Source organism: Streptomyces sp. B8-7 (assembly GCF_058833805.1).
The window spans coordinates 755,189-776,655 of record NZ_JBYRRL010000005.1 but is presented as its reverse complement, the minus strand read 5'-3'; the positions used below and the strand labels follow the sequence as shown (position 1 = coordinate 776,655).

Annotated in this window: 14 protein-coding genes; 2 read left to right on the top strand and 12 right to left on the bottom strand. The window is 73.7% G+C overall.

The features are described from left to right. Positions 1–181 precede the first annotated feature (181 nt). The 6 genes from serA to AC5K6T_RS27480 all read right to left on the bottom strand — a co-directional run bounded on the left by serA (position 182) and on the right by AC5K6T_RS27480 (position 10,524). Positions 182–1,771: a phosphoglycerate dehydrogenase gene (gene serA, locus AC5K6T_RS27505; RefSeq protein WP_493213205.1), complete on the bottom strand. Its 1,590-nt coding sequence runs from the start codon at positions 1,769–1,771 to the stop codon at positions 182–184. A gap of 266 nt (positions 1,772–2,037) precedes the next feature. Then, a complete protein-coding gene (ilvC, locus tag AC5K6T_RS27500) occupies positions 2,038–3,036 on the bottom strand; it encodes a ketol-acid reductoisomerase (RefSeq protein WP_493213203.1) in 999 nt (332 codons plus the stop codon). Between the two features lie 118 nt (positions 3,037–3,154). Beyond that, positions 3,155–3,679, bottom strand: coding sequence for an acetolactate synthase small subunit (gene ilvN, locus AC5K6T_RS27495; protein ID WP_493213202.1), 525 nt, complete (start codon positions 3,677–3,679; stop codon positions 3,155–3,157). A gap of 20 nt (positions 3,680–3,699) precedes the next feature. Beyond that, positions 3,700–5,547: an acetolactate synthase large subunit gene (locus tag AC5K6T_RS27490; protein ID WP_493213200.1), complete on the bottom strand. Its 1,848-nt coding sequence runs from the start codon at positions 5,545–5,547 to the stop codon at positions 3,700–3,702. A 255-nt stretch (positions 5,548–5,802) separates the two neighbouring features. Continuing rightward, positions 5,803–8,736 carry a putative bifunctional diguanylate cyclase/phosphodiesterase gene (locus AC5K6T_RS27485; protein WP_493213496.1) on the bottom strand — a complete coding sequence of 978 codons (2,934 nt, stop codon included), beginning with the start codon at positions 8,734–8,736 and terminating at the stop codon, positions 5,803–5,805. 837 nt (positions 8,737–9,573) lie between these two features. After that, complete coding sequence (locus AC5K6T_RS27480; RefSeq protein ID WP_493213198.1) at positions 9,574–10,524, bottom strand: 2-hydroxyacid dehydrogenase; 951 nt, start codon at positions 10,522–10,524, stop codon at positions 9,574–9,576. A 76-nt stretch (positions 10,525–10,600) separates the two neighbouring features. On the opposite strand from AC5K6T_RS27480, the gene AC5K6T_RS27475 reads away from it, so the two are divergent. Both AC5K6T_RS27475 and AC5K6T_RS27470 read left to right on the top strand, forming a co-directional pair. Beyond that, the gene (locus tag AC5K6T_RS27475) at positions 10,601–11,599 is read left to right on the top strand and encodes an aldo/keto reductase (protein ID WP_493213196.1); all 999 of its coding nucleotides are present in this window, start codon (positions 10,601–10,603) and stop codon (positions 11,597–11,599) included. Positions 11,600–12,055: 456 nt separating this feature from the next. Beyond that, positions 12,056–13,231: a PQQ-dependent sugar dehydrogenase gene (locus AC5K6T_RS27470; protein WP_493213194.1), complete on the top strand. Its 1,176-nt coding sequence runs from the start codon at positions 12,056–12,058 to the stop codon at positions 13,229–13,231. A gap of 494 nt (positions 13,232–13,725) precedes the next feature. Here AC5K6T_RS27470 and AC5K6T_RS27465 read toward each other — a convergent pair whose 3' ends face one another. The 6 genes from AC5K6T_RS27465 to AC5K6T_RS27440 form a co-directional block, all read right to left on the bottom strand. Next, positions 13,726–13,983 (bottom strand): DUF6191 domain-containing protein, encoded by a 258-nt coding sequence (locus tag AC5K6T_RS27465; RefSeq protein WP_493213192.1) that lies wholly within the window; start codon positions 13,981–13,983, stop codon positions 13,726–13,728. Positions 13,984–14,038: 55 nt separating this feature from the next. Next, the gene (locus AC5K6T_RS27460) at positions 14,039–17,122 is read right to left on the bottom strand and encodes a helix-turn-helix transcriptional regulator (RefSeq protein WP_493213190.1); all 3,084 of its coding nucleotides are present in this window, start codon (positions 17,120–17,122) and stop codon (positions 14,039–14,041) included. Between the two features lie 71 nt (positions 17,123–17,193). Continuing rightward, entirely contained in the window at positions 17,194–17,388 is a 195-nt protein-coding gene (locus AC5K6T_RS27455) for a hypothetical protein (RefSeq protein WP_493213189.1), read from the bottom strand. 274 nt (positions 17,389–17,662) lie between these two features. Next, positions 17,663–18,307, bottom strand: a complete 645-nt coding sequence (locus AC5K6T_RS27450; protein ID WP_493213494.1) for a hypothetical protein — start codon at positions 18,305–18,307, stop codon at positions 17,663–17,665. 289 nt (positions 18,308–18,596) lie between these two features. Further along, positions 18,597–19,172, bottom strand: a complete 576-nt coding sequence (locus AC5K6T_RS27445) for a GNAT family N-acetyltransferase (RefSeq protein ID WP_493213188.1) — start codon at positions 19,170–19,172, stop codon at positions 18,597–18,599. Continuing rightward, the gene (locus AC5K6T_RS27440; RefSeq protein WP_493213186.1) at positions 19,150–21,378 is read right to left on the bottom strand and encodes an MMPL family transporter; all 2,229 of its coding nucleotides are present in this window, start codon (positions 21,376–21,378) and stop codon (positions 19,150–19,152) included. Before AC5K6T_RS27440 ends, AC5K6T_RS27445 begins: the two co-directional genes overlap by 23 nt. Positions 21,379–21,467: the final 89 nt, after the last annotated feature.

Below are 21,467 nucleotides of genomic sequence, written 5' to 3'. Positions count from 1 at the left end.
GGCGGTCCGCCGCGCCCCGTCGCGGCGGGGCACGGCGCGGCCCTGGCCCTGCCCCGCCGCGCCCGGCGTCCGGCCCGGCCCTCGGGCCCGCTCCCGGAACGGCCGGACGCCGGCCGGTCCGGGAGGGGTTCCCGGACCGGCCGGCGTTCAGGTGTGTGTCGCGGGGTCCCGGGCCCGGCGCTCAGGCCAGGTTCACCGAACGGGCCGACGTCGCGCCGATCTCCTCGGACACCTCGGCCAGCACCGCGACCGGGACCGTGTCGTCCACGGTCAGCACGGCCAGCGCCTCACCGCCGACCGCCGCGCGGGCGACCTGCATGCCGGCGATGTTGATGCCCGCCTCGCCGAGGATGCGGCCGACGGTGCCGACGACGCCCGGCCGGTCCTCGTAGCGCAGGACGACCATGTGGTCGGCGAGGGCGAGGTCCACGTCGTACTCGCCGACGGCGACGATCTTCTGGAGGTGCTTCGGGCCGGCCAGCGTGCCCGAGACCGAGACCTCCTCGCCGGTGCCGAGGGTGCCGCGCACGGTGACGACGTTGCGGTGGTCGGGGGACTCCGAGCTGGTCGTCAGGCGGACCTCCACGCCGCGCTCCTGCGCGAACAGCGGGGCGTTGACGTAGGAGACGGTCTCGTCGACGACGTCCTCGAAGACGCCCTTGAGCGCGGACAGCTCCAGCACCTTCACGTCGTGCTGGGTGATCTCGCCGTACACCTCGACGTCGAGGCGGACCGCGACCTCGCCCGCCAGCGCGGTGAAGATGCGGCCGAGGCGCTCGGCGAGCGGCAGGCCCGGCTTGACGTCCTCGGCGATGACCCCGCCCTGCACGTTGACCGCGTCCGGCACCAGCTCGCCGGCGAGCGCGAGGCGCACCGAGCGGGCGACGGCGATGCCCGCCTTCTCCTGGGCCTCGTCGGTGGAGGCGCCGAGGTGCGGGGTGGCCACGACCTGGTCGAACTCGAACAGCGGCGAGTCGGTGCAGGGCTCCTTCGCGTACACGTCGAGGCCGGCGCCGGCGACCCGGCCCTCCTTGAGGGCGGCGTACAGCGCCTGCTCGTCGACGATGCCGCCGCGGGCGGCGTTGACGACGCGGACCCCGGGCTTGACCTTGCGCAGCGCCTCGTCGCCGATCAGACCGAGCGTCTCGGGCGTCTTGGGCAGGTGCACGGTGATGAAGTCGGAGACCTCGAGGAGCTCGTCGAGGGAGAGCACCTTGACGCCCATCTGCGCGGCGCGCGCGGGCTGGACGTAGGGGTCGTAGGCGACGACCTTCATGCCGAACGCGGACATCCGCTGGGCGACCAGTGCCCCGATGCGGCCGAGGCCGACCACGCCGAGGGTCTTCTCGGCGAGCTCCACGCCCGTGTACTTGCTGCGCTTCCACTCGCCGTTCTTCAGCGCGGCGTTGGCCTGCGGGATGTTGCGGGCGGTGGCGAGGATCAGACCGCAGGCGAGCTCGGCGGCGGTCACGATGTTGGAGGTCGGGGCGTTGACGACCATCACGCCGGCCTTCGTGGCGGCGGACACGTCCACGTTGTCCAGGCCGACGCCGGCTCGCGCGACGACCTTGAGCTTCTTCGCGGCGGCGATCGCCTCCGCGTCGACCTTGGTGGCCGAGCGGATCAGGATCGCGTCGACCTCGGCGATGGCCGGGAGCAACTCGGCGCGGTCGGCGCCGTTGCAGTGGCGGATCTCGAAGTCCGGACCAAGCGCGTCCACGGTCGCGGGCGACAGCTCTTCAGCGATGAGTACGACAGGTTTCGAGCTCACGTGAGTCCTCACAAGTCCAATGCGTGCGGACGGCCGTCCCGACGGCCGCAGGCGGAGGAGGGGGGAAGCGGCTCCGCGGGTATCCCCCGGGGTCGCTTGGCCGCGTGGAAGACGCACGACGCTGTGGGCCTGACGCGTATGTTGTGCAGCAGTCTAGTGGCGGCGCGTGGCACGCACTCCGCCTCTGCGGAAGGATCACCCGTCCGTGGCCGGACGGGCTGGACGACGGGGCCGGAGCGCCTGGCTCCGGCCCGTCGTCCTGAGGCTCAGGCCTCCTCGTCGACCCAGCTCATCAGCTTGCGCAGCTGCTTGCCGGTGGTCTCCAGCAGGTGCTCGGAGTCCTGGTTCTTGTACTCGTTGTACTTCTTCAGGCCGCCGTGGTACTCGTCCATCCAGTTGCGGGCGAAGGTGCCGTCCTGGATCTCCGCGAGGACCTGCTTCATCTCGGCCTTGGTGGCGTCGGTGATGACGCGCGGGCCGGTGACGTAGTCGCCCCACTCGGCGGTCTCGGAGACGGACCAGCGCATCTTCTCCAGGCCGCCCTCGTACATGAGGTCGACGATCAGCTTCAGCTCGTGCAGGCACTCGAAGTAGGCGATCTCCGGCTGGTAGCCCGCCTCGACGAGGGTCTCGAAACCGGCCTTGACCAGGGCGGAGGTGCCGCCGCACAGCACGGCCTGCTCACCGAAGAGGTCGGTCTCGGTCTCCTCGGTGAAGGTCGTCTTGATGACACCGGCCCGGGTGCCGCCGATGGCCTTGGCGTACGACAGGGCGAGCGGGAAGGCGCCGCCGGTGGCGTCCTGCTCGACGGCGGCGATCGCCGGGACGCCGCGGCCCTCCTCGTACTGGCGGCGGACCAGGTGACCGGGGCCCTTCGGGGCGACCAGGGCGACGTCCACGCCGGCCGGGGGCTTGATGAAGCCGAACCGGATGTTGAAGCCGTGCGCGAAGAACAGCGCGTCGCCGTCGTTGAGGTGCGGCGCGATGGACTCCTCGTAGACCTGGGCCTGGATCGGGTCCGGGATGAGGATCATGATGACGTCGGCCTCGGCGGCGGCCTCGGCGGGCGTCACCACGCGCAGGCCCTGCTCCTCGGCCTTGGCCTTGGACCTGGAGCCCTCGTGCAGGCCGACCCGCACGTCGACGCCGGAGTCGCGCAGCGACAGGGCGTGGGCGTGGCCCTGGGAGCCGTACCCGATGACCGCGACCTTGCGGCCCTGGATGATGGACAGGTCGGCGTCGGCGTCGTAGAACAGCTCGGCCACTTTGGGTTCTCTCCTTGAGTGCAGGTGTCGCGTCCCACCGTATGACGGGGGAGGGAGGGGAAGTCGCGGGGTCTCGGCATACGGGCGGCCGCGTGTCGGCGGCCGCCCGCGGCCGGGGTCAGGCGGAGCGGTCCAGTGCGCGCAGGGACCGGTCGGTGATCGAGCGGGAGCCGCGGCCGATGGCGATCGTGCCGGACTGCACCAGTTCCTTGACGCCGAAGGGCTCCAGCATCTTCAGCATGGCCTCCAGCTTGTCGCTGGAGCCGGTGGCCTCGATGGTGACGGCCTCCGGGGAGACGTCGACGGTCTTGGCGCGGAACAGCTGGACGATCTCGACGATCTGGGAGCGCGTCTCGTTGTCGGCGCGCACCTTCACCAGAACGAGTTCACGCTGGACGGCCTGGGCGGGCTCCAGCTCGACGATCTTCAGCACGTTGACGAGCTTGTTGAGCTGCTTGGTGACCTGCTCCAGCGGCAGGTCCTCGACGTTCACCACGATGGTGATGCGGGAGATGTCGGGGTGTTCGGTGATGCCGACGGCGAGGGAGTCGATGTTGAAGCCGCGACGGGAGAACAGGGCGGCGATCCTCGCCAGGATGCCCGGGGTGTTCTCCACCAGGACGGAGAGCGTGTGCTTGGACATGATCGGAACTCGGCTCTCTCTCAGTCGTCTTCGTTGTCGCCGAAGTCGGGGCGGACGTCCCGGGCGGCCATGATCTCGTCGTTGGAGGTGCCGGCGGCGACCATGGGCCACACCATGGCGTCCTCGTGGACGATGAAGTCGACGACGACCGGACGGTCGTTGACCGAGTTCGCCTCCTCGATCGCCTTGTCCAGGTCCTCCGGCGACTCGCAGCGGATGGCGTAGCAGCCCATGGCCTCCGACAGCTTCACGAAGTCGGGGACGCGGGTGCCGCGGGCCTCGGGGTTGACGTCGTCCGGGCCGGAGTGCAGGACCGTGTTGGAGTAGCGCTGGTTGTAGAACAGGGTCTGCCACTGGCGGACCATCCCGAGGGCGCCGTTGTTGATGACGGCGACCTTGATGGGGATGTTGTTCAGGGCGCAGGTGGTCAGTTCCTGGTTGGTCATCTGGAAGCAGCCGTCGCCGTCGATCGCCCAGACGGCTCGGTCGGGTGCGCCGGCCTTGGCTCCCATGGCGGCCGGGACGGCGTAGCCCATGGTTCCGGCGCCGCCGGAGTTCAGCCAGGTGGCGGGCTGCTCGTAGCGGATGAAGTGCGCGGCCCACATCTGGTGCTGGCCGACGCCCGCCGCGAAGATCGTTCCCTCCGGGGCGAGTCGACCGATGCGCTCGATGACCGCCTGCGGGGACAGGGAGCCGTCGTCGGGCTGGTCGTAGCCGAGCGGGTAGGTGTCGCGCCAGCGGCCGAGGTCCTTCCACCAGGCGCTGTAGTCGCCGCGGTGGCCCTCGCTGTGCTCCTTCTGCACGGCCTGGACCAGGTCGGCGATGACCTCGCGGGCGTCGCCCACGATCGGCACGTCGGCGGCGCGGTTCTTGCCGATCTCGGCCGGGTCGATGTCGGCGTGGACGATCTTGGCGTACGGGGCGAAGCTGTCCAGCTTGCCGGTGACGCGGTCGTCGAAGCGGGCTCCGAGGGCGACGATCAGGTCGGCCTTCTGCAGCGCGGTGACGGCGGTGACCGCACCGTGCATGCCCGGCATTCCCACGTGCAGCGGGTGGCTGTCGGGGAACGCGCCGAGCGCCATCAGGGTGGTGGTGACGGGCGCTCCGGTGAGTTCGGCGAGGACCTTCAGCTCGGCGGTGGCCTGCGCCTTGAGCACGCCGCCGCCGACGTAGAGGACGGGCCGCCGGGCGGAGGTGATCAGCTTGGCCGCCTCGCGGATCTGCTTGGCGTGCGGCTTGGTCACCGGACGGTATCCGGGCAGCTCCATGGCGGGCGGCCAGGAGAAGACGGTCCTCGCCTGGAGGGCGTCCTTGGAGATGTCGACCAGGACCGGGCCGGGGCGGCCGGTGGAGGCGATGTGGAAGGCCTGCGCGATCACCCGGGGGATGTCCTCGGCCCTGGTGACGAGGAAGTTGTGCTTGGTGATCGGCATGGTGATGCCGACGATGTCCGCCTCCTGGAAGGCGTCCGTGCCGATCGCCTTCGAGGCGACCTGACCGGTGATCGCGACCAGCGGGACGGAGTCCATGTGGGCGTCGGCGATCGGGGTGACCAGGTTGGTGGCGCCGGGGCCGCTGGTCGCCATGCAGACGCCGACCTTGCCGGTGGCCTGCGCGTAGCCGGTGGCCGCGTGGCCGGCGCCCTGCTCGTGGCGGACCAGGACGTGGCGGACGCGCCGGGAGTCCATCAGCGGGTCGTACGCCGGAAGGATCGCACCGCCGGGAATGCCGAATACCGTGTCGGCGCCGACCTCCTCGAGGGAGCGGATGAGGGACTGCGCACCCGTGACGTGCTCGGGCGCGGACTGCTGTCCTCCGGATCGGGGCCGCGGCTGCGGATGGCGGGCCCCGGTGGCCTGCTCGGTCATCGGCATTCTCTTCTCGATGCTGAGGGTTGGTGCGAGGGTTTTTCTCGGGTTTTGGTGCAGAGTGCGGCTGTTGTACGGCCTGTCCTGTGCAACAAAAAACCCCTCGTGCCGTAAGGCAAGCGAGGGGAGCGCGCCGGGTGGGTTCACTGGGAGTTCCGGGTCCGTCCGGACGTCACCAGCTTCAGCCGACGCGCTTTCCAAGTACGAGAATTCGGGTGCGCATGGCCTGACCTTCCCTCCGGCGCGCACCTGGTGTCAAGTGGGTGGGACGGGAGTCTCATTATGTGAGCGAAGGGGTGTCCCGCCTGAGAAAATCGTGGTCACGCCCTCATAGCCGCGCCCGCCCCCGCCGGCGAACGCGGGTTCCGCCGGGGCGTGCGGGACCGGATATTGGCCGGATGTGAGCGCTCGGCGCAGCCGGTACTCGTCCAGCGGTCCCGTGAAGGCCATGCCCTGCCCGTGGGTGCAGCCCATCGCGCGCAGGGCGACGGCCTGCTCCGGCAGGTCGACCCCGTCGGCCACGGACTCCAGTCCCAGGTCGCCGGCGATCCGCAGCAGCCCACCGGTGATCTTGTGCAGCCGGGCGGACTCGACGACGCCGTCGACGAGGTGCCGGTCGAGCTTCAGAATGTCGACCGGCAGCCTCCGCAGGGCGGTGATGGCCGCGAAGCCGCCCGCGAAGCCGTCGAGCGCGATCCGCACGCCGAGCCGTCTGAGCGCGGCCAGACGGCGCTCCAGTTCGTCCAGGGGGAGCGCGGGACCGGGGTCGGACAGTTCGATCACGAGCGCGCCGGAGGGCAGCCCGTGCCGGGTCAGCAGCGCCTCGACGGAGCCGGGCGGCAGCGAACGGTCCAGCAGCCGGCGCGCGCTGGTGCGCACCACCACGGGTACCGAGCGCCCGCCCGCGGCGCGCTCGGCGGCCTGTTCGACGGCCTCGTGGAGCACCCAGCGGCCGAGCTCGGCGGTCTTCTCGCTGTCCTCGGCGACCCGCAGGAACTCGGCCGGAGTGAAGAGCACGCCCTGCGAGGACCGCCAGCGCGCCTGGGCGGCGACCGAGCTGATCCTGCCGTCCGCGAGGCACACCACCGGCTGGTGCAGCAGGGTGAACTCACCGTCGTGCAGCGCGGCCCGCAGCCGGGTCGCCAGTTCCGCCCTGCGGACGACGTCCTGCTGCATCTGCGGCTTGTACAGCTCCACCCGGCCCTTGCCGGCCGACTTGGCCCGGTACATGGCGAGGTCGGCGTTGCGCAGGAGTTCGCCCGCGCCGAGACCGGGCTCGGCGAAGGAGACACCGATGGAGGCGGCGACCCGGACATCGTTGCCGTCGATGGGGTACGGCTGGGACAGGGTCATCCGGAGCCGGTCGGCGAGTTCCAGGATGTGCCGTTCGCGGGCGGTGCGGTCGCGGCCGCCGTCCCCGACGATCAGGGCGGCGAACTCGTCTCCGCCGAGCCGGGCCGCGGTGTCGGACTGCCGGACCGACTCGTGGAGTCTGCGTGCGGCCTGGACGAGCAGCGCGTCCCCGGCCTGGTGGCCGATGGTGTCGTTGACGGCCTTGAAGCCGTCGAGGTCGATGAAGAGCACCGCCGTGCCGCGGTCGGTGGAACGGCGGCCGGACAGGGCCTGCTGCACGCGCCGGGTGAACAGGGCGCGGTTGGGCAGGTCGGTGAGCGGGTCGTGCTCGGCGTTGTGCTGGAGCTGCGCCTGGAGGCGGACGCGTTCGGTCACGTCCCGGCTGTTGAAGATGAGGCCGCCGTGGTGGCGGTTGACGGTGGACTCCACGTTGAGCCAGCCGCCGTCGCCGGACCGGAAGCGGCACTCGATGCGGGTGGTGGGTTCGTCGGGCGGGCGGGCGGCGAGGAAGCGGCGCACCTCGTGCACCACGCAGCCCAGGTCCTCGGGGTGGATCAGTTCGGCGAGTTCGGTGCCGACCAGTTCCTCCGGCGGGCGTCCGTAGACCCCGGCGGCGGCCGGGGAGACGTAGCGCAGCACACCGCTGGGCGCGGCGATCATGATGACGTCGCTGGAGCCCTGCACCAGGGAGCGGAAGTGGTTCTCGGCCTGCGCCAGTTCCTGGGTGAGGGTGATGTTGTCGAGCAGCATGATGCCCTGCCGGACGACCAGCGCGAGCACGACGGTGCCGGCGGTGAGCAGCACGAAACGGTCCACCCGGCGGCCGTTGAGCACGTTGTACAGGATGCCGAGCGTGCACACGGCGGCGGCCAGGTAGGGGGTGAGGGCCGCCAGCGATCCGGTGATCGGGCGGGCGGCGGCGTACCGGACGGGGGCGTGGTGCGCCCGGTTGAGGTGCTGGGCGGCGCCGCGCTGTCCGGGCCGGTGCTCGTGCACCACCCGGGTGTGCGGCTCCGCCTCCGGGTGCCCGGCGCGGGGCGCGGCCCAGGGGGCGTAGGCGAGCAGCAGGGAACCCGCGAACCAGCCGGCGTCCAGCAGTTGCCCGGAGTGGTAGGTGTTGTGCAGCAGCGGTGAGGTGAACAGCGCGTCGCACATGACGGTCAGGGCGAGGGCGCCGATCGCGGTGTTGATCGCGGAGCGGTGGGTGCCGGAGCGCCGGAAGTGCAGCGCGAGCACCATGCTCACCAGCGCGATGTCGAGCAGCGGGTAGGCCAGCGACAGCGCGGCGTGCGGTACGCCGGCGGCGTCGGTGCGGGCGGTCTGGGCGAGCGCGAGGCTCCAGGACAGGGTGAGCAGGGAGCCCGCGATCAGCCAGGCGTCCAGCCCCAGGCAGACCCAGCCCGCTCTGGTCACCGGCCGCTTGGCGAGGACGAGGAGTCCTACGACGGCGGGTGGGGCGAAGCACAGGAAGAACAGGTCGGCATAGCTGGGGCTCGGCACGGGACGGTCCAGCACCACCTCGTACCAGCCCCAGACCAGGTTCCCCAGGGCCGCCATCGCCGAGGAGAGCGCGAACAGCAGCCAGGCGGGCCGGAAGCAGACCCGGCGGTTGCGGGCGTAGACGAAGCAGGAGGCGGCCGCCGCGGCCGCGGCGGCGCTCAGCCCGAAGTCGCCCATGATCAGGGCGGCTTGGTCGGAACCCCAGCCCAGCGCGGAGCCGACGGCGTATCCCGCGCAGGCCAGGGCCAGGCCGAGCTGACGGGCCGGGCGTGTGCCGCCGCCGGCCGGCGGCCCGCCGGGCGCTCCCGGTCCCGGAGCGGCCCGGCCGGTGCGCATGGCAGGCCCGGCGTGCACGGCACGCCCGGCGTGCACGGCGGAGCCGGTGCGCGGCGTGGCATCCGCACCGTCGGCGGTGCCGGGGGGAGCGGCGGCATCCGCACGGCCGGTGGCGTCGGAGCGGGCGGCGGGCCCGGTGCGGGCGGCGGCCTCCGGGTGCGCGGCGGGCCCGGTGCGGGCGGCGGCCTCCGGGTGCGCGGCCGCCCCGGCGGACGCGTCCGGCGCGCCGGGTTCCACGGCTCCCGTGCGCGTGGCCGGTTCCGCGCCGACGGCGGCGTCGGTGACCTCGGTGCGCGCGGCCGGTACGGCGAGGCCTGCGGGCTCGCCGACCTCGGTGCGCGCGGCCGGAATGGCCGGCCCGGCGGGCTCGGTGCGCCCGGCGGGCTCGCCGGGCGCCGTGGACGGGTGGGCTCGCCGTGCCCCGTCCGGCGCGGTCGTGGGGGGCGGCGAGTTCACCGGTCGCTCCCGGTCCGTGCCGTGCCCTGCGGACAGCGGCGGGACGGACGGGTCCGCCTCCTGCGGCCGCCGGGGCCGACGAGCGTGAGGTGCAGGGTGTGTCCGGTGCGGCAGCCGCGCCGGTGTGCGGCTGGGCGCCGGAACCGCCGTCGGCGGCCTCGCCGCGTCGGATCGTTCGTCCATAGGCCGTGCATCGCCCGTCGCCCCCCTCGCAGTCCGAAGTGTCCGTCCCCCGCGCCGATCGGTGTGCGGCGCAGCCCCTGTCGGGACGATACACCAGTATCGTCACTCAGGGACATAGCTTCTCTACGCTCCGTGACGATAAACGTCAATGCGGGTACCGACCGCGTCCAGGGGACCGCGGAGGGTACGCGCGGCGGGCTACCCGGTGGTCGCGCCCGTCGTGAGGATCACGTTCGCGAGCGGCTCCCGGTTCACGAACCGGCGCAGCTGGTCCGCGACGAGCCGCTTGGCACGCGGCAGGAACGCCGAGGTGGGGCCGCCCACATGGGGGCTGATGAGCACGCCCGGCGCCTGCCACAGCGGGTGTTGCGCGGGCAGCGGTTCGGGGTCGACGACGTCCAGCGCCGCGGTGATCCGGCCGCTCTCCAGTTCGGCGAGGAGCGCGGCGGTGTCGACGACGCCGCCGCGGGCGACGTTGACCAGCAGGGCTCCGTCCTTCATCCGGGCCAGGAAGTCCTTGTCGGCCAGGCCCCGGGTGCTGCCGGTGAGGGGCGTGGAGAGCACGACGACGTCGGCGTCCGGGAGCAGCGAGGGCAGTTCGGTGAACGGGTGCACCGGACCGCGCTCCGTGGTGCGCGCGGAGCGCGCGACGCGCACCACCCGCGCGGGCTCGAACCCGGTGAGCCGGTCCTCGATCGCTGAGCCGATCGAGCCGTACCCCACGATGAGCACGTTCCGGTCGGCCAGCGAGGGCCGGAATCCGCCCCGCCATTCCCCGCGGTCCTGGGCGCGGACGAAGTCGGGGATGCCGCGCAGGGAGCTGAGGATGAGCGCGAGGGCGAGCTCGGACGTACTGGCCTCGTGCACTCCGCGCGCGTTGCACAGGCGTACGCCGGGGCGCAGGTCCTTCAGGCCGGGTTCGACGTGGTCGATGCCGGCCGACAGCGTCTGGACCACCTCCACCGACGTCATGGCGGGCAGCGGGCGGACGCCGAGGCCCACGGGCTTCATGTAGGGCACGACGTAGAAGACGCAGTCGGCCGGGTCGGCGGGGAAGTCCTCGCCGCCGTCCCAGAAGCGGTAGTCCGGACCTTCGGGAAGGCCGTCGATCCGGTCCGGCGGGATGGGCAGCCACACGTCAGCAGTCATGGTCAGGAGGCTATGCCAGGGACGGCCGGGTGCAGAGGTTAGGTTGGGGAGCCGAGAGAGGGAGGGTTGCGGCCAGGTGGAGCGCAGGACGATCGGCGCGGGGTCACTTCCGGTGGGGGCCGTAGGGCTCGGGTGCATGCCCATGAGCTGGGCGTACAGCACGTCGCGGCAGCGCGGCGAGGAGTCGCTGAGGGCGGTGCACGGGGCCCTGGACGCGGGTTCGACCCTGCTGGACACGGCCGACATGTACGGGCCGTTCACCAACGAGCTGCTGCTGGGGCGGGTGTTGAAGGAGCGCCGGGCCGACGCGTTCGTGTCGACCAAGGTCGGTCTGCTGGCCGGGGAGCAGCACGTCGTCGCCAACGGCCGCCCCGGGTACGTGAGACGGGCCTGCGACGCGTCCCTGCGCCGGCTGCAGACGGATGTGATCGACCTCTACCAGCTGCACCGCGCCGACCCCGAGGTGCCGGTGGAGGAGACCTGGGGCGCGATGGCGGAGCTGGTGCGGGCCGGCAAGGTCCGGGCGCTGGGGCTGTGCGCGGTCGGGGTGCACGGCGGCCGCCGCTCCGGTGCCCGGCTGTACGACGCGACGGTCCGGCAGCTGGAGCGGGTCCAGCAGGTCTTCCCGGTGAGCGCGGTCGAGGCGGAGCTGTCGGTGTGGTCGCCGGAGGCGCTGCGGACGCTGCTGCCGTGGTGCGCGGCGCGCGGCGTCGGCTTCCTGGCGGCGATGCCGCTGGGCAACGGGTTCCTCACCGGCACCCTCACGCCCGGGGAGGGCTTCGAACCGGACGACATGCGGGCCAGGCATCCCCGGTTCACCGCCGAGATGATGGCCGCGAACCAGCCGATCGTCGCCGGTCTGCGGCGGGTGGCCGGCCGGCACGGCGGCACGGTCACGGCCGCCCAGGTCGCCCTGGCGTGGGTGCTGTCCCAGGGGCCGCACGTGGTGCCGGTGCCGGGGGCCAAGCGCGCGCGGTGGGTGACGGAGAACGCCGCCGCGGCCGGGCTGCGGCTCACTCCGCAGGACCTGGCGGAGCTGGCGGGGCTGCCGCCGGCGCGGGGCTCCTGGGACTGACGGGGCGGGACGGGCCGGTTCGGGGGCTCGTTCCGGCCGGTCGCGCGACGGTCCGGCCGGCTGGAAACGCGCGGTCCGGCGTGCCGGGAACGGGGCTCGTGACCGGGCGGGGAGGGGCGCGGGGCGGGCGGCGGCGCGCCACCTGGGCCGGCCTGGATGGCACCCCCGCGAGGTTGCGGCCGGGGCTGGGGCCTTGGACCGGAGCCCGGACGGCTCGCGCGGCCGGGTCCCCGACGGGCTTCGGGCGAGGGCCGGACGGCGAGAGCCGGTGGCGGGGGCCGCCGGGTGGCGGGGGCCGGGCAGGCGCGGAAGGATTCAGAAGTGCCCGGGGGAACGGTGCGCGGGGAGCGGCAACGGTGGGCGGGAACGGGTGAGCGGGAACGGTGAGCGGGGAACGGTGAACGTACGGGACGCGGGCGGTGTAAGAGAAGGGGAGGCCACTGCGTCGAAGGGACCATGATCGTGCAACGTCGAGTGGTGAACGCCGTGCTGGCGGCGACCGCGCTCCTGGCGGCGGCCGGCTGCTCCGCCGACGGGGGCGGGGACGAGCCGGGGCGCGGCCCGGACGCCGCGGTGTCCTCCGGCTCCCCCTCGCCCGGGACCGGCGCGGACGGGACCCCGCCGCCCGCCAGGGGCTCGGTGAAGGTGGTCCGCACCGTCGCCGAGGGCCTGGACTCGCCGTGGGGCCTGGCCCCGCTGCCGGACGGCGGGCTGCTGGTCTCCTCACGCGACGAGGGCACGATCGTCCGCGTCGACGACCGGACGGGCCGCACCACCGAGCTGGGCGAGGTCGCCGGGGTGGCCCCGGAGGGCGAGGGCGGCCTGCTCGGGATCGCACTCTCCCCCGACTTCGCCTCGGACCACATGGTCTACGCCTACTTCACCTCCGCGTCCGACAACCGGATCGTCCGCATGCTGTACGACCGGGACCGGCCGGCCGGACAGCAACTGGGCGCGCCCGACACGGTGTTCCGGGGTATACCCAAGGGTGTCGTCCACAACGGCGGCCGGCTGGCCTTCGGCCCGGACAGGATGCTGTACGTGGGGACGGGCGAGACCGGCGACCGGGGACTGGCCCAGGACAGGGAGTCGCCGGGCGGCAAGATCCTGCGGCTGACGCCCGAGGGGGAGCCTGCCCCCGGCAACCCCTTCCCGGACTCCCCGGTCTACTCCTACGGCCACCGCAATGTGCAGGGCCTCGCCTGGGACACCCGGCAGCGGCTGTTCGCCTCGGAGTTCGGCCAGAACACCTGGGACGAGCTCAACGCGATCCGGCCGGGCGGAAACTACGGCTGGCCGGAGGTCGAGGGCCGGCCCGAGGGCGGCGAGGGCGGTGACTTCACCGGTCCGCTGGCCCAGTGGCGCACGGACGAGGCCTCCCCCAGCGGCCTCGCCTACGCCCGGGGCTCCCTGTGGATGGCGGGCCTGCGCGGCGAACGCCTGTGGCGCATCCCGCTCGACGGCACCCGGGCGTCCGCCGACCCGCAGCCGTTCCTGGTGGGCGAGTACGGGCGGCTTCGTACGGTCGTCTCCGCGGGCGGCGGGACGTTGTGGCTGGTGACCAGCGAGACCGACGGCCGGGGCTCGCCCGAGAAGGGCGACGACCGCATCCTGGAGCTGGAGGTCACCTGAGCGCTCCGCCGGAAGCGCCGCGGCACCGCGCCAGGACGCCGCTGGGCCGCGGCACCGCCGTGGCCGGACGGGCGCTCCCCCACGCCCCTTCGGGGCGCTGCCGAACCGCGGCGGACCCCGTCCGGCCTTCCTGTCCCGGTCACGGCGCCGGTGCCGCGGCAGGCTGCGTCCGCCCGTCGGGGAGCGGCGTCGGGTACGTGCTCCCGGCGGGCCGGCCGGAAGCCCTCGTACGGGACGGCGCATTCCAGGGCTCCAGGACGGTGCGGCGCGCGTGCGTGCCGGGCACCGCGACGGGGCGAGCGTCGCCTTCCGCGGCGCTAGGGCGTGTTTCGAGAGTCCCGCCTGCCTGGCGGCGTCTGGCACGCACGCTCGCCGCGTTGTCGGGCTCGCCCCGATACATCCAGTATCGGGGCGACCCTCCGCCTTGCGATCGCACGCACCAGACGCCGCCAGACCTGCCCTTCGGGCAGACGACGCTACTTTCGAAACACGCCCTAGCGAGGGTCGTCCCGGGCGGGCCCGTCCGCCGGGTCCCCTCCCCCGCGCGGGGCGGGGTCCTGGGAGCCGGACGCCTGCGCCTCGGGGGCGGCCGGGGCGGGGGCCCGTATGACGGCCTTGCCGGAGGTGAGGTCGATGGGACCGCGCCCGGGGTCGTTGTCCCCCACGTCCTCACGCGTCAGCTCCAGCCGCTTCTGCTCGTCCCGGGTGTGCTTGCGGCCCGGGGCGAAGAGTTCCTCGAACGGGTTGAACATCGCTTTCCCTCCCGCGCGGTCGGCCGGCCCCCTGCGGGCATTTCGGCCGTCTCTCTCATCGTCGCGCCGGAGCGGCACCTTCCGCGCCCGGGGCGAACAGTCCCAGCCGATGCGCCACCGCGGCCGCCTCGCCGCGGCCCGCGACGCCGAGCTTGCCCAGGATGTTGGACACGTGCACGCTCGCCGTCTTCGGGGAGATGAACAGTTCCTCGGCGATCTGGCGGTTGGTGCGGCCGTCCGAGACCAGGCGCAGCACGTCCCGCTCGCGGCCGGTCAGACCGAGGGCCTCGACCGGGTCGCCCGGCTCCGTGGCGGTCCTGGCCCGGGGCGCGGCGCGTTCCAGGCCGAGCCGGGCGCGCTGGGCGAGGCGGGTGACCCTCCCGGTCAGCGGGGCGGCGCCGAGGTTCCGGGCGGCGGCGAGCGCGAGGCGCAGCAGGTCGGCGGCGCGGTCCCGGTCGTCGTCGCCGGGCGCGCCGCCGGTGCGGGTGGCGTGTGGGGTCCGGGTACCGGTGGCGAGGAGGGTCTCGGCGAGACGGAGCCGGGTCCGGGCGAGGTCGTAGGGGCGTTCGAGCTGCTCGAAGGCGGCGACGACACCGGACCAGTCGTCCGGGTCGGCGAGCCCCCGGGCGAGCCGGAGTTCGGCGCGCAGCCACGCGTCGTGGGCCTGCCAGTTGGGGGTGCCGGTGGGGAGCTGCCCGGCGGCGCACGCGATGCGGTCCAGTGTCTCCTCCCGGCCCTCGCGCGGGCCCGGGCCGTCGGTCTCGGCGCCGGCCGCCACGAGCAGCAGGGGCCAGGCGTGACGCTGGAGGCCGGGCGGGAACCCGGTGTCGAGGATGCGGCGCAGTTCGGCGCGGGCGTCGGCCGGCCGGCCCTCCGCCACGGCGAGGCCCAGGGTGAGCGCGGCCAGCGGGAGCCACTGCTGCGGCATGGGGGTGTGCGGGCCGAAGTGCCGCTGAGCGGAGCGGAGATGCCGGTGGGCGTCGGCGAGGCCGCCGCGGCCGAGGGCGATCTGGCCGAGGATCAGCGCGGCCAGGCCCTGCGGCTTGACGCTGCTGCCGCGTTCGAGTGTGGTCGCGGCGGCCTCCGTCGCCTCGTCCCAGCGGCCGAGGGCGTACAGCGCCTCGGCGAGGTTCGCCCACACCCAGGCCTCGGAGTGCAGCAGTCCGAACTTGCGGGTGAAGGCGGCCCCTTCGCGCAGGATCGGCACGGCCTCCCGGGAGCGGCCGACCGCGTCGAGTTCGGTGGGCAGGTTGACGTAGGCGCGGCCCGCGACATGTGCGGCACCCTCGCGCAGGGCGAGTTCCTTGATCTCGGTCAGCTCCGCGAGCCCGGCCGCGGTGTCCCCGGCGTCCACCGTGAGGACACCCAGGGTGAGCCGGGCGTTGAGCTCGATCTCACGGGCGCCCACCATACGGGCGTACTCCACGGCGCGTTCCGCGGCGGCGAGGGCGTCGGGGCCCGGCTTGTAGAGCATCGACCAGTTCGCGACGCCGGCCAGGATCTCGGCGTGCACCTCGGACGGCGGCAGGCCGCGCACCAGCTCCTGGGCCGTGGCCAGTTCGTCCCAGCCGTCGCCGCGGGCCCGTGCCTGGACGAGGCGGGAGCGCTGGACCCAGAACCAGGCGGCGCGCAGCGGGTCGGGCTCGTCGTCGAGCAGCCGCAGCGCCCGCTTGGTGATCTTCAGGGCGCGTTCGCGTTCGCCGCAGAAGCGTCCCGCGAGGGCGGCCTCGGCCATCAGGTCGAGGAAGCCCAGCGGAGCCGTGGCCGGGTCGCAGCCGCAGTAGGCGTCGGAGTAGTCGGCCAGGCGCAGCGCGGCGCGGGTGTCCTCGGGTGCCGTGTCCCACAGCTCCATGGCGCGTTCCAGCAGCCGCAGTTGTTCCGCGTAGGCGTGCCGGCGGCGGGCGGAGGCGGAGGCGGCGAGGACGGCGGGCAGGGCCTTGGCGGCGTCGTGCGCCTGGTACCAGTAGCTGGCCAGACGGGTCACCCGCTCGGCGGCCGGGACGAGGTTCGGCTCGGCCTCCAGGGCTTCGGCGTAGCGGCGGTTGAGGCGGGAGCGTTCGCCGGGCAGCAGGTCGTCGCCGACGGCCTCACGGACCAGGGAGTGGCGGAAGCGGTAGCCGTCGCCGTCGTGGGTGGGGGTGAGGATGCTGGCGTGCACGGCCGCGCGCAGGGCTTCGATCAGGTCGTCCTCGCCGAGCCGGGCGACGGCTGCGAGCAGCCGGTGCTCGACGGTGGAGCCGCCCTCGGCGACGACCCGGACGACCCGCTGGGCACGGTCGGGCAGCCGCTCGACGCGGACCAGCAGCAGGTCGCGCAGGGAGTCGGTGAGGCCGGTGGCACAGCCCTCGTGGGCGGCGACGGCGAGTTCCTCCACGAAGAAGGCGTTGCCGTCGGAGCGCTCGAAGATCGCGTCGACCTGGGCGGGGGCGGGTTCGGCCGCGAGGATGCCGGCGAGCTGGCAGCCGACCTCCGCGTGGCTGAACCGGCCGAGTTCGAGGCGGCGTACGGTGCGCAGCCGGTCGAGTTCGGCGAGCAGCGGGCGCAGCGGGTGGCGGCGGTGGATGTCGTCGGAGCGGTAGGTGGCCAGGACGACGATGCGGCCGGTGCGCAGGGTGCGGAAGAGATAGGCGAGCAGGTGGCGGGTGGAGGCGTCCGCCCAGTGCAGGTCCTCCAGGGCGAGAACGACGGTCCGGTCGGCGGCGGCGCGTTCCAGCAGGCGGGCGGTGAGTTCGAAGAGGCGGGCCATGCCCTCCTCGTCGTGCCGGCCGGCACCCGTGTCCCCGCCCAGCTCGGGCAGCAGGCGCGCCAGTTCGTCCTCCTGGCCGGCCGCGGCGGCGGCCAGTTCGTCCGGCAGCGCGCCGCGCAGGGCGCGCAGGGCGCTGGAGAACGGCGCGAAGGGCAGCCCGTCGGCGCCGATCTCGACACAGCCGCCGACGGCGACGACGGCCCCGGCGCGGGCGGCCGCACCGGTGAACTCCTCCACGAGGCGGGTCTTGCCGACGCCCGCCTCGCCGCCGACGAGGAACGCCTGCGGCTCGCCCGCGCGGGCGCGGACGAGCGCACGGTGCAGCGTGTCCAGTTCTTCGGTGCGGCCTACGAACACGGGACTGACGGACCTGGTCTCCACGCGTGCGAGCATCGCACGGACGGGCGAGCCCGCGGGAGGCGTTTCCCCCGGTTCCGCGATCTCGGCCGGTCGCCGCGCCGTGGTCACGCGGGACGGGCGGGGCGCCACCGCCCGGACCGGCTGCTGTGCGGCTCGGCGGCGGCGGGCCGGACGCCCGCCGCGGCCTGCTCGACGGCGGCCGCGCGACGGCGGCGGAGGGCCTCGCGGGCCAGCCGCTCCCGGTCGGCCCGGCGGATCAGCTCGGCGGAGCGGAGCTGAAGGATCTCGTACGTGTGCATGTCTGCTCCCCGGTGACGGCCCTCGGGGCCGGTGACGGGCCGGGCGGGCACGGACTCCGCCACTGCGGAGCGCCGGCTCCTCGGCATCGCTCTCTGCGATGCCTCCACTGTCGTCGCCCAGGGGGGTGCGCCACATCGGGAGAGTTCCGCATCTCCGCGGGCCGCGGGGGGCCTTAGACGCGTATGCCGGGGCCCGGTGTACGGGTAAGGGCCTTACCCGGACACCGGGCCCCGGACAGGACACCGGGCCCCGGCCGCGGGCTGCGGTTCCGTGTCAGCCGGTGGCGGGCAGGCCGAGCAGCACGTCGGTGTACTTCAGGACGGCCAGCAGCAGCCCGGTCACGCCGAGAGCGACGCCGGCCCACGCCACCGACCTGATCCAGGGCGCCTGCGGCGGTCCGGGCTCGCCGAACGCGGGCCGGGCCAGCACCGCGACGCCGGTGACGAGCGCGGCGAGCGCGAACAGGCCGGCCCACAGGGCGGTGGCGTGCCAGGCGTCGCCGTAGCCCTGCTCGACCATCTCGGCCACGCTGGAGGACGAGGACGTCCGCAGCTGCCCGATGAGCGACTGGCGGGCGGAGGCGACGGTGCCGATCCAGCCGCCGGTGAGCGAGACCAGTCCGAGCGCCGCCGCCACGACGGCCCCGGCGCCCTGACCGACCCCGGAGGGACCGGCCGTGCGGGACGCCGCCCCGTCGGAGGCCCCGGACGGGGCGACCGGACCGGACAGGTCGGACGCATCGGACGTGTCGGACGCTCCGGACGGGTCGGACAGGTCGGACGCATCGGACGCGTCGGACAGGTCGGCGGCATCAGCACCCCCGGAGGCCGGCGCGGCCCCGGCGGCCCCGACGGTGCCGTCAGCTTCAGCAGCCCCGGCGGCCCCGGTGGTGCCGTCAGTCTCCGCGGCCCCGGGCACCGCACCGGCCTCGGCCGCACCTGACGGCCCGCCGCTCCCGGCAGCCCCGGCGTCCCCGACTCCCCCGGTACTCCCGGCGCCCCCGACGTCACCGGCACCCCCGGTACTCCCGACGTCACCGGTACGACCGGTGCCCCTGGTGTCCCCTGCCTCCGTGGTGTCCCCGGTCTCGTCCACAGTCCTCGTTCCCATGCCCGGCACCGTACGGACGGAGTCTGAGAAGCCCCTTAACGGGGCATCCCGTCGGAGATCACCCCGTGTCGCCCGGCACCGTCCCAGGCGCCGCGCGTCACCCGGGGGCGGGCCCGTCCTGCGCGCGTGCGGCCCGCCACTCGGGGGCGAGGACCGACCAGACCTCCAGGTCGTGCCGTACGCCGTGGTGGAGGTGGCTCTCGCGGCGGACGCCCTCGCGGGTCATGCCCAGCCGACGGGCCACGTTGAGGCTGGGCGTGTTGCCGGCGGCGGCGACCCATTCGACACGGTGGACGCCGCGGGCCTCGACGACGTGGTCGATGAGCACCCTCATCGCGCGCGTGACCAGGCCGCGCCCGGCCGCGGCGGGCTCCAGCCAGCAGCCGACCTCGCAGTTGCCCTGCTCGGCGTCGAAGTTGAGGGTGAGCACCCCGCCGACGAGCCTGCCGTCCAGCCACAGGCCGTGCAGGGAGGCGGTGTCGGCCGCGCGCCAGTCGGCGTACCGCTGGAGCGTCTCGCGGGCGGAGGGCACGTCCGTGGCCCGCGACCCGAACGGCACGAACCGGTTGATGTACTCACGGCCGCGGTCCAGGTGGGCGAGGAACTCCTCGGCGTGCCAGGGCTCCAGGGGGCGCAGTTCGGCCCCGTCGTCACCCAGCGATATCGCGTACATCCCGCTCCCGCTCCTTCTCGAACTCGCGTGCAACATCCGCGAGCTTCTCATGCGCGGCGCGGCATTCGGGCGGTTCGATGCTGATCCGCGGCAGCCGGCGGTCCACGCGGCGCGGCAGCCACCAGTTGGCGCCTCCGAGCAGATGCATCAGGGCGGGCACCAGCAGCGTGCGCAGGACGAAGGCGTCGAGGGCGACGGCGGCGGCGAGCGCGATGCCGAACATCGCGATCACGCGGTCGCCGCTGAGCACGAAGGCGAGGAAGACCGAGATCATGATGACGGCCGCGGAGTTGATCACCCGGCTGGTCTCGGCGAGGCCCACCCGGACGGCGCGCCGGTTGTCGCCGGTCTCCAGCCACTCCTCGTACATCCGGCTGACCAGGAAGACCTGGTAGTCCATGGAGAGCCCGAACAGCACCGAGACCATGATCACGGGCAGGAAGGGTTCGATGGGGCCCGCCCGGCCGAGGCCGAGCAGTTCACCGCCCCAGCCCCACTGGAAGATCGCGACGACGACGCCGAAGGCGGCGGCGACGGCGGCGACGTTCATGGCGGCGGCCTTGAGCGGGATGCCGATGGACCGGAACGCCAGCAGGAGCAGCACGCAGCCCAGGCCGATCACGACGCCGACGAACAGCGGGAGCTTGCCGACGATCACATCCGCGAAGTCGTCGTAGCCGGCCGTGACGCCGCCGACGGACAGGTCCAGGGAGGTGCCGGACTCGGCGCGCGGCAGCACGTCGGTGCGCAGCCGCTCGACGAGATCGCTGGTCCGCCCGGACTGCGGAGAGGACTCCGGTACGACGGTGAGGTACGCGGTGTCACCGCCGCTGTTGTAGGTGACCGGGGTCACACCGGCGACTCCCCCGGTGTCGCGCAGGGTGCTGTCGAGGTTGTCCAGGGCGAGCCGGTCCTCGGCGCCGTGCACCTCGCTGACCAGGGTGAGCGGGCCGTTGACGCCGGGGCCGAAGCCGTCGGCGAGCAGGTCGTAGGCCTGCCGGGTGGTCGAGGACTGGGGGTTGTTGCCCTGGTCGGAGGTGCCCAGGCGGAGCGAGAGGGCGGGGAGCGCGAGCAGGGCCATCACGACGAGGGCGAGCGCGCCGAGCTTCTTGGGGTGCCGTTCGACGAAGGCGGACCAGCGGGCGGCGAGGCCGGTGGGCACCTCGGGCTCGGGCCCGTGCTCGACCAGGCGGCGCCGCTCGCGGCGGCTGAGCGCCCGCAGCCCGATGAAGGACAGCAGCGCCGGCAGCAGGGTCACGGAGGCCGCGACGGTGAGGACGACGGTGAGCGAGGCGGCGACGGCGACGCCGTTGAGGAAGTTCAGCCGCAGGATGAGCATGCCGAGGAGGGCTATGCAGACGGTCGCACCCGCGAACACCACGGCGCGCCCGGTGGTGGCGACGGCGTTGGTGGCGGCCTCGGTGACGCTCAGCCCACGCTTCAGGCCTCGTCGGTGCCGGGTGACGATGAACAGGGCGTAGTCGATGCCGACACCGAGTCCGATCAGCATGCCCAGCATGGGTGCGAAGTCGGCCACGGTCATCGCGTGCCCGAGCAGCTCGATGCCGAAGTAGGCGGTGCCCACACCCACCAGGGCGGTGGCGATGGGCAGCAGGGAGGCCGCGAGGGAGCCGAAGGCGAGGAACAGCACGACGGCGGCCACGACGACGCCGACGATCTCGGCCAGGTGCCCGCCGGAGGACTCGGTGAGCGCGATGGCGTTGCCGCCGAGCTCGACCTGGAGCCCGTCGGCCTCGGCGGCCTTCGCGGTGTCCACCACGGCGGTGACCTGACCGGCGTCCAGCTTCTCCGCCGGGTTCTGGAAGGCGACGGTGGCGTAGGCGGTGCTGCCGTCGGCGCTGATCCGGTCCGCGCCGTGTCCGTCGTAGGGGCCGGTGACGGAGGCCACGCCGGGCAGTTCGGCGATCTCGTCCAGGGTCCGCGTCATGGTCTGCTCGACGTCGGTGGAGCGGACGCCGCCGGAGTCGGCGTGCCAGACCACGGTGTCGCTGTCACCGCCGAGGCCGGGGAAGCCCTCCCGGAGCAGCTGGGTGGCACGGCCGGACTCGGTGCCGGGGACCTCGTAGTTGTTGGAGTACGCCGAGCCGGCGGCCGTGGCCGCCGCGGTCACGCCGCCGAAGGCGAGGAGCCACAGCAGGACGGCGACAAGGCGGTGCCGGACACACCAGCGTGCAAGAGCTGCCAAGAACCTGCTCCCTGAATCGACCGTCTGTGAGCCTTTGACCTGGATCAGTCCTCTATGGACCGAACAGCCCGCAAAGAGCGCATGAGCAA

Coding starts and splice junctions, on each gene's coding strand:
- ilvN (WP_493213202.1), bottom strand. CDS start 3,679: ATGTCCAAGCACACGCTCTCCGTCCTGGTGGAGAACACCCCGGGCATC.
- AC5K6T_RS27490 (WP_493213200.1), bottom strand. CDS start 5,547: ATGACCGAGCAGGCCACCGGGGCCCGCCATCCGCAGCCGCGGCCCCGA.
- AC5K6T_RS27485 (WP_493213496.1), bottom strand. CDS start 8,736: ATGCGCACCGGCCGGGCCGCTCCGGGACCGGGAGCGCCCGGCGGGCCG.
- AC5K6T_RS27480 (WP_493213198.1), bottom strand. CDS start 10,524: ATGACTGCTGACGTGTGGCTGCCCATCCCGCCGGACCGGATCGACGGC.
- AC5K6T_RS27470 (WP_493213194.1), top strand. CDS start 12,056: ATGATCGTGCAACGTCGAGTGGTGAACGCCGTGCTGGCGGCGACCGCG.
- AC5K6T_RS27465 (WP_493213192.1), bottom strand. CDS start 13,983: ATGTTCAACCCGTTCGAGGAACTCTTCGCCCCGGGCCGCAAGCACACC.
- AC5K6T_RS27460 (WP_493213190.1), bottom strand. CDS start 17,122: ATGCTCGCACGCGTGGAGACCAGGTCCGTCAGTCCCGTGTTCGTAGGC.
- AC5K6T_RS27455 (WP_493213189.1), bottom strand. CDS start 17,388: ATGCACACGTACGAGATCCTTCAGCTCCGCTCCGCCGAGCTGATCCGC.
- AC5K6T_RS27445 (WP_493213188.1), bottom strand. CDS start 19,172: ATGTACGCGATATCGCTGGGTGACGACGGGGCCGAACTGCGCCCCCTG.